This is a genomic window from Sulfitobacter sp. R18_1, from assembly GCF_017743915.1.
Taxonomy (GTDB): Bacteria; Pseudomonadota; Alphaproteobacteria; order Rhodobacterales; family Rhodobacteraceae; genus Sulfitobacter; species Sulfitobacter faviae.
The window spans coordinates 227980-243573 of sequence record NZ_JAGHRG010000002.1; the positions used below are offsets into that span (position 1 = coordinate 227980).

The 15594-nt window shown below is 62.6% G+C and carries 14 protein-coding genes; 3 read left to right on the forward strand and 11 right to left on the reverse strand.

Going from position 1 to position 15594, the window contains the following annotated elements; genetic code table 11:
* Positions 1-2: 2 nt before the first annotated feature.
* Both J7392_RS06360 and J7392_RS06365 read right to left on the reverse strand, forming a co-directional pair.
* A complete protein-coding gene (locus J7392_RS06360; protein ID WP_209216762.1) occupies positions 3-1130 on the reverse strand; it encodes an ABC transporter ATP-binding protein in 1128 nt (375 codons plus the stop codon).
* 100 nt (positions 1131-1230) lie between these two features.
* Positions 1231-2316: a polyamine ABC transporter substrate-binding protein gene (locus J7392_RS06365; RefSeq protein WP_209216763.1), complete on the reverse strand. Its 1086-nt coding sequence runs from the start codon at positions 2314-2316 to the stop codon at positions 1231-1233.
* 145 nt (positions 2317-2461) lie between these two features.
* Here J7392_RS06365 and J7392_RS06370 point away from each other — a divergent pair, with 145 nt between their 5' ends.
* Both J7392_RS06370 and J7392_RS06375 read left to right on the forward strand, forming a co-directional pair.
* Positions 2462-3163: a GntR family transcriptional regulator gene (locus tag J7392_RS06370; RefSeq protein WP_209216764.1), complete on the forward strand. Its 702-nt coding sequence runs from the start codon at positions 2462-2464 to the stop codon at positions 3161-3163.
* 75 nt (positions 3164-3238) lie between these two features.
* Complete coding sequence (locus tag J7392_RS06375) at positions 3239-4633, forward strand: aspartate aminotransferase family protein (RefSeq protein WP_209216766.1); 1395 nt, start codon at positions 3239-3241, stop codon at positions 4631-4633.
* A 33-nt stretch (positions 4634-4666) separates the two neighbouring features.
* Here J7392_RS06375 and J7392_RS06380 read toward each other — a convergent pair whose 3' ends face one another.
* From J7392_RS06380 to dapD, 7 genes are all read right to left on the reverse strand, one after another.
* Positions 4667-5965 (reverse strand): lytic murein transglycosylase, encoded by a 1299-nt coding sequence (locus J7392_RS06380; protein WP_209216768.1) that lies wholly within the window; start codon positions 5963-5965, stop codon positions 4667-4669.
* 101 nt (positions 5966-6066) lie between these two features.
* A complete protein-coding gene (gene rnr / locus J7392_RS06385) occupies positions 6067-8337 on the reverse strand; it encodes a ribonuclease R (protein ID WP_209216770.1) in 2271 nt (756 codons plus the stop codon).
* Between the two features lie 32 nt (positions 8338-8369).
* On the reverse strand, positions 8370-8939 hold the full coding sequence (locus J7392_RS06390; RefSeq protein WP_209216771.1) for a TIGR04282 family arsenosugar biosynthesis glycosyltransferase: 570 nt from the start codon (positions 8937-8939) through the stop codon (positions 8370-8372).
* Positions 8936-10081: a succinyl-diaminopimelate desuccinylase gene (dapE, locus tag J7392_RS06395; protein WP_209216772.1), complete on the reverse strand. Its 1146-nt coding sequence runs from the start codon at positions 10079-10081 to the stop codon at positions 8936-8938. Before dapE ends, J7392_RS06390 begins: the two co-directional genes overlap by 4 nt.
* Before the next feature lie 101 nt (positions 10082-10182).
* Positions 10183-10521: a hypothetical protein gene (locus J7392_RS06400; RefSeq protein WP_067261079.1), complete on the reverse strand. Its 339-nt coding sequence runs from the start codon at positions 10519-10521 to the stop codon at positions 10183-10185.
* Between the two features lie 74 nt (positions 10522-10595).
* On the reverse strand, positions 10596-10850 hold the full coding sequence (locus J7392_RS06405) for a GlsB/YeaQ/YmgE family stress response membrane protein (protein WP_067261077.1): 255 nt from the start codon (positions 10848-10850) through the stop codon (positions 10596-10598).
* A gap of 57 nt (positions 10851-10907) precedes the next feature.
* Positions 10908-11735 (reverse strand): 2,3,4,5-tetrahydropyridine-2,6-dicarboxylate N-succinyltransferase, encoded by an 828-nt coding sequence (gene dapD / locus J7392_RS06410; protein ID WP_209216773.1) that lies wholly within the window; start codon positions 11733-11735, stop codon positions 10908-10910.
* Between the two features lie 173 nt (positions 11736-11908).
* Here dapD and J7392_RS06415 point away from each other — a divergent pair, with 173 nt between their 5' ends.
* Positions 11909-12772: an LOG family protein gene (locus tag J7392_RS06415; RefSeq protein ID WP_067622333.1), complete on the forward strand. Its 864-nt coding sequence runs from the start codon at positions 11909-11911 to the stop codon at positions 12770-12772.
* Between the two features lie 20 nt (positions 12773-12792).
* Here the strand turns inward: J7392_RS06415 and J7392_RS06420 are convergent, their stop codons facing one another.
* Both J7392_RS06420 and J7392_RS06425 read right to left on the reverse strand, forming a co-directional pair.
* Positions 12793-13758: a nitronate monooxygenase gene (locus tag J7392_RS06420; RefSeq protein ID WP_209216774.1), complete on the reverse strand. Its 966-nt coding sequence runs from the start codon at positions 13756-13758 to the stop codon at positions 12793-12795.
* Positions 13759-13761: 3 nt separating this feature from the next.
* Complete coding sequence (locus tag J7392_RS06425) at positions 13762-15375, reverse strand: GMC family oxidoreductase N-terminal domain-containing protein (protein ID WP_209216775.1); 1614 nt, start codon at positions 15373-15375, stop codon at positions 13762-13764.
* Positions 15376-15594 lie beyond the last annotated feature (219 nt).

The window sequence follows — 15594 nt, forward strand, 5'->3', positions numbered from 1 at the left end:
GTTCATTGCGCCAACAAAACGCCTGCGGTGGCGCTCCATGAAATCCAGACCGGGTCTTCCCATGTGATGTCACGCCGTGCGATGCGGCGAGTGTTGGCCGTCTGCGCCTTGATCACCTGCCCGCCGGGCAGTTCGACGTGATAGGTGGAAAGGTTCCCCAGATACGCGATGTCGAGCACTTTGCCCTGTAGCGCATTGGGCGCATCCTCGGGCCTCTCGGTCGAAATGCGTATTTTCTCGGGCCGGATCGCCAGATGGGCCTGCTGCCCTTCGCTGAACGGCGCGGCAGAGGTGGCGGTCAGCGGCGGCCGCCCGTCGATCCAGTTCAGATGGTATTGATCTTGGCCAATGGCCTTGGTGCTGGCTTCGATGATGTTCACGTCACCGATGAAGTCGGCCACATAAACGGAATTCGGCGCTTCATAGATCTCGGCCGGGGTGGCCACTTGAATCACGCGCCCCTCGTCCATCACCGCCACGCGGGAGGCGACGGTCATCGCCTCTTCTTGGTCGTGGGTCACGATGACAAAGGTGGTGCCGGTGGATTCTTGAATGTCCATCAGCTCGAACTGGGTGTCTTGCCGCAGCTTCTTATCAAGCGCGCCCAAGGGCTCATCGAGCAGCAACAGTTTGGGCGCTTTGGCCAGTGACCGCGCCAGCGCCACGCGCTGCCGTTGACCGCCGGAAATCTGATGCGGTTTGCGGCGGGCGAATTTCTCAAGCCGGGTGAGCTTCAGCATCTCGGCCACGCGGGCGGCGATGGCGTCCTTCTCCATCTTGTCGCGGCGCAGGCCGAAGGCGATGTTGTCCCAGATGCTGAGATGCGGAAACAGCGCGTAGGATTGGAACATCATGTTCACCGCGCGTTTGTTCGGAGGCACCGGGGCGATGTCCTGCCCCGCTAATTCGATGCGCCCGGTGGTCGGGCTTTCGAAACCCGCCAACATACGCATCATCGTCGTCTTGCCACAGCCCGAAGGCCCAAGAAGGGCAAAGAATTCCTGCGCGTAGATATCCAAAGACAGATCGTCGATGGCGACGAATTCGCCGAATTTCTTGGTCACATTCTTAAAGCGAATGAGCGGCTTTTCGTCGGGGTCGTTCCAGGGGGCGAAGACGGTTGGGCTCACGGTTGAGAGATCCTTTGATCGGGCTTTGCTCGGGCTTTGATCGGGGTCGCGGGGCAAGAAAAAGGGGCGCGACCAGACTGGCCGCACCCCCTGTCTCAGATCAGGTACCGGACTTGATCTTGGTCCAGAGCCGGGTCACCACGCGCTGCACTTTCGGCGGGTAGGGTGTGGTGGTGAACAGGTTGTTCAGCGCCGCCTCAGAGGGGTAGATCGCCGGGTCGCCGATCACATCCTCGACCAGATGCTCCTGCGAGGCTTCGTTGCCGTTCGCATAGTACACATAGTTCGACGCGGCGGCCATATTCTCGGCGTCCATGATGAAATTCAGGAACTTATGCGCGCCCTCGGGGTTCGGCGCGTCAACCGGGATGGCCATCTGGTCAAACCACATCTGCGCGCCTTCGGAGGGGGCGTTATAGGCGATTTCGACACCGTTGTCGGCTTCATCCGCGCGGTCACGGGCCTGCAGGATATCACCGGACCAGCCCACCGCGACGCAGACGTCACCGTTGGCCAAAGCGTTGATATATTCCGAAGAATGGAACTTCTGGATATAGGGGCGGACCGGCATAAAGACCTCTTCGGCCTTGGCGATCACATCGGGGTCATGGCTGTTGGGGTCTTCGCCGATGTAGTTCAGCGCGGCAGGGATCATCTCTGCCGGGGCATCAAGGAAATGCACGCCGCAGTCGGCCAGTTTTTCCATATTGGCCGGATCGAAAACCAAGTCCCAGGAGTCGATCGGGGCATCTTCGCCCAGGATCTCTTTCACCCTGCCGACATTCACGCCGATGCCGGTGGTGCCCCACATATAGTTGATCGAATGGGCGTTATCGGGATCATATTGTTCGGTCCGCGAGGAGACCACGTCCCACATGTTTTCGAGATTGGGCAGTTTGGACGTGTCCAGCGGCTGGAATGCACCGGCTGTGATCTGGCGCTGCAGGAAGGTGCCCGAGGGGACGACCACGTCATAGCCCGACCCACCGGCCAGCATTTTGGTTTCCAGCACCTCGTTGCTGTCGAACACGTCATAGACCAATTCGATGCCGGTCTCTTCTTCGAATTTATCCAGCAGGGATTCGTCGATATAGTCGGACCAGTTGTAGACCCGGACTGTTTCGGCAGTGGCGGCACCTGCCATCAAGGTGGCAACGGCGACGCTGCTTAGTAGCACATGTTTCATTTCATACTCCCGTTAGACAGGTCGGGTTGATCCCCACCTTTCGTCAATTTGATCAAGTTTTGCCTCTTCGGGCAAGATGGTTTATGCTTTCATGCAGAATGAAATGCTGCAAGACACGGCGAAACAAGACGGAAAGACCGCTCCCATGGGTTCAGAAAAAACCGATCCGAGATTGCTTCCCGCCGCCGATGCGGCGGTCAAGACACCGATCCATCAGCATGTTTACGAACGCCTGCGCAAGATGATTCTCTTCGGCGATCTGGCCCCCGGACAGGGGGTCACGATCCAAGGTCTGACCGCCGCTTTGGATGCGGGCATGACCCCGGTACGCGAGGCCATCCGCCGCCTGATCTCGGAAGGGGCGCTGACCCATTTGGGCAACCGCCGGGTCACCGTGCCGGAACTGACCCATGCGGGGCTGGAAGAACTGGGATTCATGCGGGAAACGCTAGAGCCGGAACTGACCAAACGCGCCGCAAACCGCATGACGGATGAGCGTTTGAACGCATTGAAAGCCTGTGACAACGCGCTGAACCATGCCATCGACCGGGGCGATGTCGGCGGCTATTTGATGCAGAACTACAGCTTTCACCGGATGATTTACGACCTTGCCGAAGCGCCGATCATGGCCGCGACGGTGGACCGTCTTTGGCTGCGTTTCGGCCCCTCGCTTCGTGTGGTTTGCGGGCGCTATGGCACCAGCAATCTGCCCGATAAACATGCCGAGCTTTTGGCGGCCTTCGCCGAGGGCAATGCCGCGCTGGCGGGTGAGGTCATGGCGGGCGATGTTGCCCAAGGAATGACCCAAATTCGCGCAGCCCTCGATGGTCTGCCCGTTCCGCGTTGATTCGATTGACATGCTATAATTTGATCATATTCTGCGGCGAAGCTCATTTTTCATGCAAATAGAAGGTGCACACCCATGCCGCCCATCACGAATCACCTCCCCACCGCGGACCTTCAGGCGCTGGATGCGGCGCATCACATGCATCCTTTCACCACCAATGATGAATTGGGCGACAAGGGCGCGCGCATCATCACAAGGGCCAAGGGCATCTACCTGACCGACAGCGAGGGGAATGAGATTCTCGATGCGATGGCCGGGCTGTGGTGCGTGAACCTTGGCTATGGCCGCGAAGAGATGGGCAATGTCGCCGCGCGACAGATGAATGAACTGCCCTATTACAACACCTTCTTCCAAACGACCCATGTGCCCGCCATCGCGCTGGCCAAGGAACTGGCCGACCTCGCCCCCGGTGATTTGAACCACGTCTTTTTCGCCGGGTCCGGATCAGAGGCGAACGACACCAACCTGCGTATGGTCCGCACCTATTGGGCGCAAAAGGGCAAGCCAGAGAAGAGCCATATCATCAGCCGCAAGAATGCCTATCACGGCTCTTCGGTCGGGTCGGCCAGTCTGGGCGGCATGACCTATATGCATGAGCAAGGCGGCCTGCCGATCCCCGGCATCCATCACATCGGCCAGCCCGATTGGTATGCCGAGGGCGGGGATATGTCGCCCGAGGACTTCGGCCTGAAACGGGCGCAGGAGCTGGACGCGAAGATCGTCGAACTAGGCGCGGACAAGGTTGCCGCCTTCATTGCCGAACCCGTGCAGGGCGCCGGCGGGGTTGTCATTCCGCCCAGCACTTACTGGCCTGAAATCCAGCGCATTTGCGACAAACACGACATTCTGTTGATCGCCGACGAGGTGATCTGTGGCTTTGGCCGGACAGGGAACTGGTTCGGCTCGCAAACCATGGGGATCAAGCCGCATATCATGACCATCGCCAAGGGGCTCAGCTCGGGCTACGCGCCGATTGGCGGGTCGATTGTCTGTGACGAAGTGGCCGAGGTCATCAACGCCTGCGAATTCAACCACGGCTACACCTACTCCGGCCACCCGGTCTGCGCCGCCGTGGCGCTGGAAAACCTGCGGATTATGCAGGAAGAGAACATCGTCGCCCATGTGCAAAACGTCGCCGCCCCCGCGCTGAAAGAGGTGCTGGACAAGCTGGGAGAGCATCCGCTGGTGGGCGGGGTGAACGTATCGGGCCTGATGGCCTCCCTCCCGCTGACGCCGCAGAAGGAAAGCCGCGCGAAATTCGCCGATAGCGGCACCGCCGGGTACATCTGCCGCGAACATTGCTTTGCCAACAATCTGGTGATGCGCCATGTCGGCGACCGGATGATCATCTCTCCGCCGCTGATCATCACACCCGAAGAGATCAAGATCTTCGCCGAACGGGCGACCAAGGCACTGGATGCGACCTATGCTGACCTGAAAGACAAGGACATGCTCAAAGCCGCGTCCTAAAACATTGGGCTGCCCCCAATCGGGGGCGGCCCCTCACTCGGCGCGCAGTCGGGCCAGCAGCCGGGGGGAGGCATAGCCATCGGGCGCGATCCCCTCAGCCTTTTGATAGCTGCGCACGGCATTGACGGTCAGCGGGCCGATCTTGGCGTCGATCTTTTGCGTGTCAAAACCCGCCTTCGTCAGCAGGGTCTGCAATTCGATCCGCTCATCAAAGCTCAGCGCACGGTCTTCGCGGGGCCAGTCCTGCTGTATCTCGCCCGCGCCGCCGATGCGGTCGGCCAGATGGCCCACACCGATGACATAGGCATCCGCCGTATTATAGCGCTCGATCACCGCGAAATTCGGGAAGATCATAAAGGCCGCGCCCTGCGCGCCTGCGGGCAGCAGGATCGACGCAGGCCCGTGATCCGCCACCGCGTCGCCATTCAACGCGGTCACGCCAAGGTCGGCCCATTCCGCCGGGGTCTTGGTCACCTCCCGGTCGGCCAGCAGATAGTCGAACCCCTCCGGCAAAGCCACTTCGACACCCCAAGGCTGCCCTTCGGTCCAGCCAAAATGCTTGAGATAGGCGGCGGTAGAGGCCAGCGCATCGCTGGGGTCATCGCCCCAGATGTCGCGCCGCCCGTCGCCATCCCAATCGACCGCATGGGCGTGGAAGGACGAGGGCATGAACTGCGTATGCCCCATCGCGCCGGCCCAAGAGCCGCGCAATTGATCGGCATCGGTATCGCCCGCCTGAAGGATGCGCAGGGCGTCGAGCAATTCGCCTTCGAAAAACTCCGCCCGCCGCGCGTCATAGGCAAGCGTGGCCAGTGAATCCAGCACCCGATCCCCGCCCCGGAAGCTGCCATAGGCGCTCTCAAGCCCCCAGATCGCGGTGACGACCTCTTTCTCGACACCGTACTTCACTTCGATCTCTTCCAGCGTGCGTTGCCATTGAGCCAATGCCTTCTGCCCGTTCTGCACCCGCAAATCCGAGGTGGCGGTGTCGAGGTAATCCCAAATCGTTTTGGTGAATTCCGATTGGTTGCGGTCGCGGCGGATCACCTCCGGGTCATAGCTGACCGTATCCAATGCCCGGTCAAAGACATCCGGGTCGATGCCCTGTTGCAGGGCGCGCGGGCGGAAGTCTTTCACCCAAGCGCGCAGCCCGGCATCGCCACCGCCGGCCTCTGCCGCGGGTTCCTGCGCTACTGGCGCCGCGGCGGCCAGCACGGCCTGCGGCGCGCGCGGCGCGGGGCGCAGGGATTCAGTCGGGCCAGACCCAAAGGCCGGAGCCCCCATGCCAGCGGTCGCCAGAATGCCTGAAATCATCGCGTAGTGCCGGATCATAATCGCCTCACCTCATAGAGTTACGGCAAATCCTATGCCCGCCCCGCCCCGGTGGAAAGGGAGGGGGACGGGCATCCGCGAAGCTCCGCCGGTTTGCCGCCTCAGCGGCGGGTGCGGGTCACTTTGCGTTTGATCTTGTCCTTCTTGCGCTTAGCCTTCACGGCCTTGCCGCGCGGCTTGCTACGGCCCGCCGGGCTGCGGCGGCCCCCACCTCCGCCTTGCTTGACCTTTTGGTCTTCGATCTCAAGCAATTCCAGCGCGATGCCCCCGGTCACGGGGACCGCCTCGGCCAGCCGCACGGTGACGCGCTGGCCAATGCCGATTGTCATGCCGGTGTCCGAGCCCATCAGCGTCTGCGCCTCGGCGTCGTGGTGGAAATACTCCCGCCCGAGCGAGCGCATCGGCACCAGACCGTCCGCGCCAGTCTCGTCCAACTTCACAAAGGCACCAAAACGCGCGATGCCGCTGATCCGTCCGGTGAACTCGTTGCCCACGCGCTCCGACAGAAAAGCCGCGAGGTAACGGTCGGTCGTGTCGCGTTCGGCTACCATCGAACGCCGCTCGGTGTCGGAGATATGCGCGCCGGTCTGCTCCAGCCCCTCAATCTCTTCGGGCGTCAGCCCATCCTTGCCCCAGCCATGCGCCGTGATCAGCGCGCGGTGCACGATAAGGTCGGCATAGCGGCGAATGGGCGAGGTGAAATGCGCGTAGGAGCGCAGCGCAAGGCCGAAGTGCCCGATATGGGCGGGGCCATAATAGGCCTGCGTCATCGAGCGTAGGGTGCTGAGATTGATCAGCTCCGCGTCATTGGTCCCCGCCGCCTGATCCAGCAGCCGGTTGAGATGCGCGGTTTGCAGCACCTGCCCCTTGGCCAGCGTGAAACCCGCCGCCTGCGCCGTCTCGCGCAAAGACTCAAGCTTCTCCGGCGAAGGTTCTTCGTGAATGCGGAACAGCAGCGGAGTCTTCTTCTTGATCAACGTCTCGGCGGCAGCGACATTGGCCAGCACCATGAACTCTTCGATCAGCTTATGCGCGTCGAGCCTTTCGCGGAAGTTGACCGACTTCACCTTGCCATCCTCGCCCAATTCGATGCGGCGTTCCGGCAGGTCCAACTCCAGCGGCTGCCGCTCGGCGCGGGCGGTCTTCAGCGCACCATAGGCGGCGTAAAGCGGCTTCAACACCGGCTCCAACAGCGGCCCGGTGCGGTCGTTCGGGTTGCCGTCGATGGCGTCCTGCACTTCCTCGTAATGCAGTGAGGCGGGGGAGCGCATTAGGCCCCGGTGGAACGTATGGCCGATCTTGTTGCCCTTGGCATCAAGCACCATACGCACGGCGATACAGGCGCGCGGCACGCCCTCGTGCAGAGAGCAGAGGTCACCCGAAAGCCGGTCCGGCAGCATCGGCACCACGCGGTCGGGGAAATAGGTGGAGTTGCCGCGCTTGCGCGCCTCGCGATCCAGCGCGGAACCGGGGGTGACATAGGCGGCGACGTCGGCGATAGCGACCCAGAGCACATGGCCACCCTCGTTCTTCGGGTCATCGTCGGCATGGGCATAGCAGGCGTCGTCGTGGTCACGCGCATCCGACGGGTCGATGGTGATGAGCGGCAGGTCGCGCAGATCCTCGCGGCCCTTCAGCCCCTGCGGCTTGGCGGCATCAGCCTGTGCGATCACATCGTCGGGGAAGTCGTCGGGGATGCCATGCTGGTGGATCGCGATGAGCGAGACGGCGCGCGGCTCGGACGGGTCGCCCAGCCGTTCGACGATGCGGGCGCGGGGCGATCCCATACGCGCCTTCGGTCCGGCCTGCTCGGCCTCGACCAGTTCACCGTCTTTCGCGCCATGGGTATGGTCGGCACCGACGCGCCATTCCCGATCCGTGCCCTTGTCGATCGGGACGATCCGCCCGCCTTCGGCCGCTTTGCGGAAGATGCCCAGCACCTTGCGCGGGTTAGAGCCGATGCGGCGAATGAGCCGGGCCTCATAGTGGTGATCTTCGCCTTTCACCAGCGTCAGCCGCGCCAGAATGCGGTCACCTTCGCCAAGCGCCGGGTCACTCTCGCGCGGGATCAGCAGGACGATGGGTTCTTTGCCCTCGCCATGCCACTCCATCGGCTTGGCAAACAAATCGCCATCGCTGTCCGGCCCCGTGACCAGCAAGACCGAGACTGGCGGCAGGCGGTCGGGATCCTGATAGCTGCGCTTGCGCTTTTCCAGATGGCCCTCGGCCTCCAGCTCTTTCAGCACGCGCTTCAGGTCGATCCGCGCCGCGCCTTTGATGCCAAAGGCTTTGGCGATGTCGCGCTTGGCGGTCAGCGTGGGGTTCTGTTCGATCCAGTCGAGGATCTCGGATTTGCTGGGTATCTTGCTCATACCTCAGCAGGTAGCACGCAGCCCCCTTGTCGTCATGGCAAATCGTGAATTTCGTCCACGTCGCGCAGGGTGGCGACCTCGGCAATGCGGTAGCCCGGTAGGGTCGCGCGGCTGTCGGACAGCGCATGGGGGCCAGACCAGCGCACCCCGTCAAACAGGCTGGGCGGCGCGCGGCGGGGGAGTTTCAGCCCCACAAGCCAATAGCCGCCATCGGGCGCGGGGCCAAACACCGCGTCATGGTTGCCAAGCGCATCGAATGCCCGCGCCAGTTCCTTGCGGTTGATGCCCGGAATATCCGCCCCGATCACACAGGCCGGCCCCGGCGCGCTGCGCAGCATCCGCGCCATACGGTCACCGAGGTTGCCGCGCCCTTGCGGCCAGCGGGGCAGATGCGCGGGCCAGACGCGGCTTTGCAGCCCTTCCACATCGGGCGCCACGGCCAGCACCACCTGCCAACGGGGGTCTTCGATCCGGCGCAACAGGCGGCGGGTCTGATGGCGAAACCACCAAGCCGCGCCGACCATGCCGATGTCGCGGCCCAGACGGGTTTTCACCCGACCGGGGCGCGGCTCTTTCACCATGACAATGAGCGTTGGTTTCACGTGAAATAATTCCGCAGCACGCGCCCGTAGATGGATTTGAGCTGTTCAATATGTTCGACCCGCACATGCTCATCAACTTGGTGCATGGACTGGCCCACCAGACCGAACTCCACCACCGGGCAATGCGCCTTGACGAAACGCGCGTCCGAGGTGCCGCCGGTGGTGGAAAGCTCGGGCTTCACGCCCGTCTCAGCCTCAACCGCGCCCGCGACCAGATCGGACAGGGCGCCCGGCGGGGTGATGAAACTCTCGCCGGAGATCTTGATCTCTACATCCACTTGCAGGCCGAACTCCTCGGCGATCCTATCCGCCTCGCCCCGCAGCCAGTCGCTGAGGCTTGCGCCCGAATGGTGGTCGTTGAACCGGATGTTGACCGCGCCGCGGCATTGCGCCGGGATCACATTGGTTGCCTTGTTGCCGGTGTCGACGGTGACCACGGCCAGCGTCGAAGGGTCGAAGTGATCGCTGCCCTGATCCAACTCATGGCTGGCCAGACGATCCATCAGCCGCACCATCGCGGGCAGTGGGTTGTTCGCACGGTGCGGATAGGCTGCATGGCCCTGTTTGCCCGTCACCTTGAAATGCGCGTTCATCGAGCCGCGCCGCCCGATCTTGATCATATCGCCCATGGTCTCGGGGCAAGTCGGCTCCCCCACAAGGCAGACATCCATCCGCTCGCCGTTCTCCGTCATGTAGTCCAAAAGCGCCGTGGTCCCGTCGAGGGCATCGCCCTCTTCATCCCCGGTGATCGCCAGCACGATGGAGCCATCGGGCGGCGTGTCCTTCACGAAATCCACCGCCGCTGCGACGAAAGCCGCCACGCCCGATTTCATATCCGTGGTGCCGCGGCCATACATGATGCCGTCCTTGATCTCGGCCCCGAAGGGGGGCATCGACCAATCCGCCTCATCCCCGATGGGCACGACATCGGTATGACCGTTGAAGCCGAAGGACTTGGTGTTGCCCTTGTTACCCCAGCGGGCAAAGAGGTTGGAGATGCCGCCCCGGTCGACGCGCGTACAGTCGAAACCCGCCGCGCCCAACACCTCTTCGAGCACTTCCAGCGACCCATCGTTCGCGGGGGTGACAGAGGCGCAGCGCACCAGTTTCGCGGTGAGATCAACAGGGTCGAGACCGGACATATCGGCTCCTTTTCAGGGGTTATCGCTTGTCCGGTAACTTGTGTGGGCAAATCGCGCCAATGCCAAGGGGGCGCATTGCAATTCCCCGTGTGGGGCGCGGTTCAGTCGTAAAAGGGGGTCATCTGCGCGACGATGACCGAATTTTCCTCAAGCGCGCGCTGCATCAGGGCGCGTTCCTCGGCGTCGATCTCCTGCCCTTCGGCCTCGCGCTCTTCCAGCGTGCCGTAGCCGGTCACGTCAAGCGGGTTGGTATCAGCCTGTTTGAGGATCGCCACCGTCTCGCGCACGGCTTCGGCCTCATCAATGCCGGAGGCGAAACACATCAGCGCAGCACCTGTGGCCTTGTCGGGCAGACCGTCACCGTCCTTGCGGCCAATCTGAACCAAAAGGGTAAAGACCTGCTGGCGCGAAGGTTTCTTGGTTTTCTTGGGTTCAGACATGATAAGGGCCGCCGATTGCTTTCGGCAGCCCTAACCGTTTCACTTGGATTTGGAAAGGGGCCGCGCCCCCGCCCTTAAGTCTTGCCGCGGACCATCCGTGTGACCCAGATCAGCAGGCAGGCACCGATGACGCCCACCACCAACTGACCGAACCAACCGCCCAGCGTGCTGCCGACGATCAGCATCAAGAGCCAGTTCGCGACCAAGGCACCCAGAATGCCGAGGATGATGTTCATGATCAGACCCATGTCCGATTTCATGATCTTTTCCGCGATCCAGCCCGCAAGGCCGCCCACGATGATTGCGGCAAACCAACCGATACCCGTCATGTCGTCAATCTCCTTTAAATTCAGGTCTCAACGCCATGACGGGGTATTTGGTTCCGTTCAGTCGCGCAGCAGCTCGTTGATCGAGGTTTTGGAACGGGTCTTGGCGTCCACCCGCTTCACGATCACAGCGCAGTAGAGGTTCACGTTGTTCTTCGACGGCATGGTGCCCGCCACGACGACCGAACCTGCGGGCACTTCGCCATACATGATCTCACCGGTTTCGCGGTCGACGATCTTGGTCGACTGGCCGATGAAGACGCCCATGCCCAGCACCGAGCCTTCGCGCACGATGCAGCCTTCGACGACTTCCGACCGTGCGCCGATGAAGCAATTGTCTTCGATGATGGTCGGCCCCGCCTGCATCGGCTCCAACACGCCGCCGATGCCGACGCCGCCGGAAAGGTGCACGTTCTTACCGATCTGCGCGCAAGAGCCGACGGTGGCCCATGTGTCGACCATGGTGCCAGAATCGACATAGGCGCCGATGTTCACGAAAGACGGCATCAGCACCACGCCCGGCGCGATATAGGCCGAGCGGCGCACGACGCAGTTCGGCACGGCGCGGAAACCGGCCTCTTTCCAATCAGCATCGCCCCAGCCTTTGAACTTGCTGTCGACCTTATCCCACCAGCCGGCACCCTGCGGGCCGCCTTCTTGATGTTCCATGTCCTTGATGCGGAAGCCCAGCAGCACGGCCTTCTTGGCCCACTGGTTGACGTGCCACTGACCGTCGTCCTGCTTTTCCGCCACGCGCAGCTTGCCGCTGTCGAGCGCGTTCAGCGTCTCTTCGATGGCGTCGCGGGTCTCTCCGGTGGTTGCGGATGTGATCTGGTCGCGGGTATCCCAAGCGGCTTCGATGGCGGTTTCAAGTTGGGCGTTGGACATGGGGCAAGTCTCCGAATGATGAAAAGGCCTTTTGAGGGCTATAGCCTTGCACCGCCAAGGGTGCAATTGCCGGGCGATGAGGGGCGTGGTCATTCTGTGATCAACAATGCATGTTGACCTGAGCGGCCATCGCGCCACCTGAGCCAAGCCCTAGACCAAGGAAAGACCCGAGGATGACCGAGGAACACCGCCACCCCCTGCGCCGCGCCAATGTTGACCGCGCCAAGGCCCAAGACGCCCCCGACACGCCGCAAACCCGCGCGCCCGCCTATCGTCTGGCCTTTACCGACGACGACTTCATGTGCCGCGATGAGCTGCGCCCGGTGCGCCTGCAACTGGAATTGCTCAAGCCCGAACTGCTGCTGGATGCCCATGGCATCCAATCGACCATCGTGCTCTTTGGCGGTGCGCGCATTCCCGCACCAGCCGAGAAACACACCGCCCGCACCAAGACGCTGGCCGATCTGTCGCGTTTTTATGACGAGACGCGCACCTTTGCCCGGCTGATGACTGAAAAGTCGATGGAAACCGGCGGCGTGGAGAACGTCATCGTCACCGGCGGCGGGCCGGGTGTGATGGAGGCAGGCAACCGTGGCGCACTGGACGCAGGTGGCCATTCCATCGGCCTGAATATCGTGCTGCCGTTTGAGCAGGCGCCCAACGAATATGTCACGCCGGAGCTTTGCTTTAACTTCCACTATTTCGCGATCCGCAAGATGCATTTCCTGATGCGCGCCCGCGCGATCTGTGTCTTTCCCGGTGGTTTCGGCACCATGGACGAGCTGTTCGAGGCGCTGACCCTGATCCAGACCGGCCGCATGAACCGCGTGCCCTTCTTGCTGTTTGGGCGCGAGTTCTGGGAGAAGATCATCAATTGGGACGCGCTGGCCGATGCTGGAACGATCTCTGCCGAAGACCTCGACCTGTTCCGCTTTGTCGAAAGCGCGGATGAGGCGATGGAGGTGATCGAGAATTGGGAGACCGCCCCCGCCCGCGAACATGTGCCGGGCCGGGAAGAGGTCGAAGATCATGGCTGATCGGGCTTTGCCCGGCCCCGTCACCGGGTAAAGGTCTGGTCCAAGGCCATTTCGGCCCCTTGGACAATATCGCGCAGGATATCGGCGGCGGGACTGACCGCGCCGATCAACCCTGCGACCTCTCCAACAAAGGCGTTGGCGGTGCGGGCATCGCCCTCTGCCACCGCCGCCTGCCAACGTGGCAATTCCTGCGCCAGCGCGACGCGCAGCCCGTCAGGGTCATCATGCCAGCGGTCGGTGAACTCATTACGCAACACGCGGCCCGTGTAGCGTTTGGGCCAGTCATAGCCGCGCATGATGTCGGTCACGGTGCTCCGCAGCGTGTCATCGCCGCTGGCCTTGAGCGCGGCCTCTCGCATCGCGGGATGCACCAGCGCCTCTTCCGAAGCCCAGAAGCGCGAGCCGACGACCACACCGTCGGCCCCCAACATCAGCGCCGCCGCCAACCCGCGCCCATCCGCGACGCCGCCTGCGGCGCAAAGCAGCACCTCGGGCGCATGGCGGGCGATGTGATCCGCGACTTCGGGCACGAGGGTAAAGGTCGCGCGTTTCTCGCCGTGGCCGCCAGCCTCGGCCCCTTGGGCGACGATGATCTCGGCCCCCAGATCAATCGCATGGGCGGCATCGCGCAGGGTTTGCACCTGACAGATCAACGGCACCTTTGCCGCGCGGATCGCGGGGAGGAACTCTGCCGGGTCGCCGAAGGAAAGAAAGATCGCTGCCGGATCACGGTCGAGCGCTTGTTCCAGCGCCTGCGGATGCTCTCGCAGCTTCCAAGTGATGAAACCGCAGCCGACCGATTGGTTGCCCGCCACATCCATCTGCTCGGCGATCCAATCGCCGGCATCATAAGCCCCGCCGATCATCCCCAAACCGCCCGCGCCTGAAACCGCCGCCGCCAACCGCCCGCCTGCGGCAAAGGCCATCGGCGCTTGGATAATCGGGTGGTCGATCCCCAGCCGTTTGGTCAGCCGCGTGGTCAGCATCGCCTACCGCCCCGCCAGAATGGCATCAGCGGCCTTTTCGGCGATCATCACCGTCGGCGAAGCCGTGTTGCCCGAGACGATCTTGGGCATGATCGACGCGTCCACCACGCGCAGACCGCTTAAGCCATGCACCCGCAGATCGCTATCGACCACCGCCATCGGATCGCTGCCCATCTTGCAGGTGCCGACGGGGTGGAAAATCGTCGTGGCGATGTCGCGCGCCTTGTCGAGCAGGTCTTCGTCGCTCTGCACAGCGGGACCGGGCAGGATTTCCTCAGGCGCATAGGGGTGCAGCGCCTTGGCCGTCATGATGTGACGCGCCTGTTTCATCGCCGTGACCGCCACGCGTTTGTCATTCTCGGCGGAAAGATAGTTCAGCCGGATATCGGGCTGCACCGCGCTGTCGCGGCTGGTGAGATGGCAACTGCCGATGCTTTCGGGCCGCAGGTTACAGACCGAGACGGTGATCGCCGGGAAAGGGTGCAGCGGATCCCCCAGCTTGTCGGTCGACAGGGGCTGCACGTGATACTCCAGATCCGGCGTCTCAAGCGCGGGGTCGGACTTGGTGAACATGCCGAACTGGCTGGGCGCCATCGCCAAGGGACCGCTGCGGCGCAGGAGGTATTCCAGCCCCATCCGGCCCTTGCCCCAGATCGAATGGGTCATCGTGTTGAGCGTTTTGGTGTTCTGCACCTTATAGACAGTGCGGATCTGCAAATGGTCCTGAAGGTTCTCCCCAACGCCGGGTAGATCGTGCAGCGTGTTGATCCCCATGCCGCTTAAAAGGTCACCCTGCCCGATCCCCGACAGCTCAAGGATCTTGGGCGAATTGATCGCCCCTGCCGAAAGCAACACTTCGCTCTCGGCCTCGGCGCGCATCGCGCGGCCCTTATGGGTGAAACGAACGCCAGTCACACGCTTGCCGTCCAAGACCAGCCCATCGGTATGCGCATGGGTGATCACCCGCAGGTTGGGGCGTTTCATCGCCGGGCGCAGGAAACCGCGCGCCGTGTTCCAGCGCACCCCGCCCTTCTGATTCACCTCGAAAAAGCCCGAACCTTCGTTGTCGCCATCGTTGAAATCCGCCCGCGGCTCGATCCCGAACTCCCGCGCGCCGTCTTGCACGGCCTCCAGAATATCCCACCGCAGGCGCTGCTTGCTGACCTTCCACTCGCCCCCCGCGCGGTGCATGTCGCTGCCGCCCGCATGGTGATCCTCGGATTTCAGGAAATAGGGCAGCACGTCATCCCAGCTCCACCCGGTATTGCCCAGTTGCCGCCAATGGTCATAGTCCGCCGCCTGCCCGCGCATGTAAATCATGCCGTTCACCGAAGAGCAGCCGCCCAGCACCTTGCCCCGCGGATAGGCCAGAGAGCGCCCGTTCAACCCCGCCTCTGGCGCGGTTTTCATCATCCAATCGGTGCGCGGATTGCCAATGCAATAAAGATAGCCCACCGGCACCTTCACCCAGTGGTAGTTGTCATCCCCCCCAGCTTCGAGCAGCAGAACCCGATTGGCCGGATCGGCGCTGAGACGGTTGGCCAAGACACAGCCCGCGGTGCCCGCACCGACAATGATATAGTCATAGCGGCCCTCTAGCTGCGTCTCGTCGTTCATGGTGCTCTCTCCCGATATTCTGTCCCGCCTCCCCGGCCCGTCATTGGTAGAGCGCGCGGTGACGGGTCACAATCCCTGCCGTAAATCGCCCGGACCTCCGGGGCTTTTGCCGCAAAGCCACATTCCCGGTGCTTTGCATGCCCGCTGCAACGGTTTGTTGATTTTTTCGACCCATAGGTGAATATGGCCGGATTGGACATATTGCCCCGCGGTGCTCGA

Bases quoted from the DNA above. Each gene is read 5' to 3' on its own strand.
- J7392_RS06365 (WP_209216763.1), bottom strand. From the start codon at position 2,316: ATGAAACATGTGCTACTAAGCAGCGTCGCCGTTGCCACCTTGATGGCA.
- J7392_RS06370 (WP_209216764.1), top strand. From the start codon at position 2,462: ATGGGTTCAGAAAAAACCGATCCGAGATTGCTTCCCGCCGCCGATGCG.
- J7392_RS06375 (WP_209216766.1), top strand. From the start codon at position 3,239: ATGCCGCCCATCACGAATCACCTCCCCACCGCGGACCTTCAGGCGCTG.
- J7392_RS06380 (WP_209216768.1), bottom strand. From the start codon at position 5,965: ATGATCCGGCACTACGCGATGATTTCAGGCATTCTGGCGACCGCTGGC.
- rnr (WP_209216770.1), bottom strand. From the start codon at position 8,337: ATGAGCAAGATACCCAGCAAATCCGAGATCCTCGACTGGATCGAACAG.
- dapE (WP_209216772.1), bottom strand. From the start codon at position 10,081: ATGTCCGGTCTCGACCCTGTTGATCTCACCGCGAAACTGGTGCGCTGC.
- J7392_RS06400 (WP_067261079.1), bottom strand. From the start codon at position 10,521: ATGTCTGAACCCAAGAAAACCAAGAAACCTTCGCGCCAGCAGGTCTTT.
- J7392_RS06405 (WP_067261077.1), bottom strand. From the start codon at position 10,850: ATGACGGGTATCGGTTGGTTTGCCGCAATCATCGTGGGCGGCCTTGCG.
- dapD (WP_209216773.1), bottom strand. From the start codon at position 11,735: ATGTCCAACGCCCAACTTGAAACCGCCATCGAAGCCGCTTGGGATACC.
- J7392_RS06415 (WP_067622333.1), top strand. From the start codon at position 11,909: ATGACCGAGGAACACCGCCACCCCCTGCGCCGCGCCAATGTTGACCGC.
- J7392_RS06420 (WP_209216774.1), bottom strand. From the start codon at position 13,758: ATGCTGACCACGCGGCTGACCAAACGGCTGGGGATCGACCACCCGATT.
- J7392_RS06425 (WP_209216775.1), bottom strand. From the start codon at position 15,375: ATGAACGACGAGACGCAGCTAGAGGGCCGCTATGACTATATCATTGTC.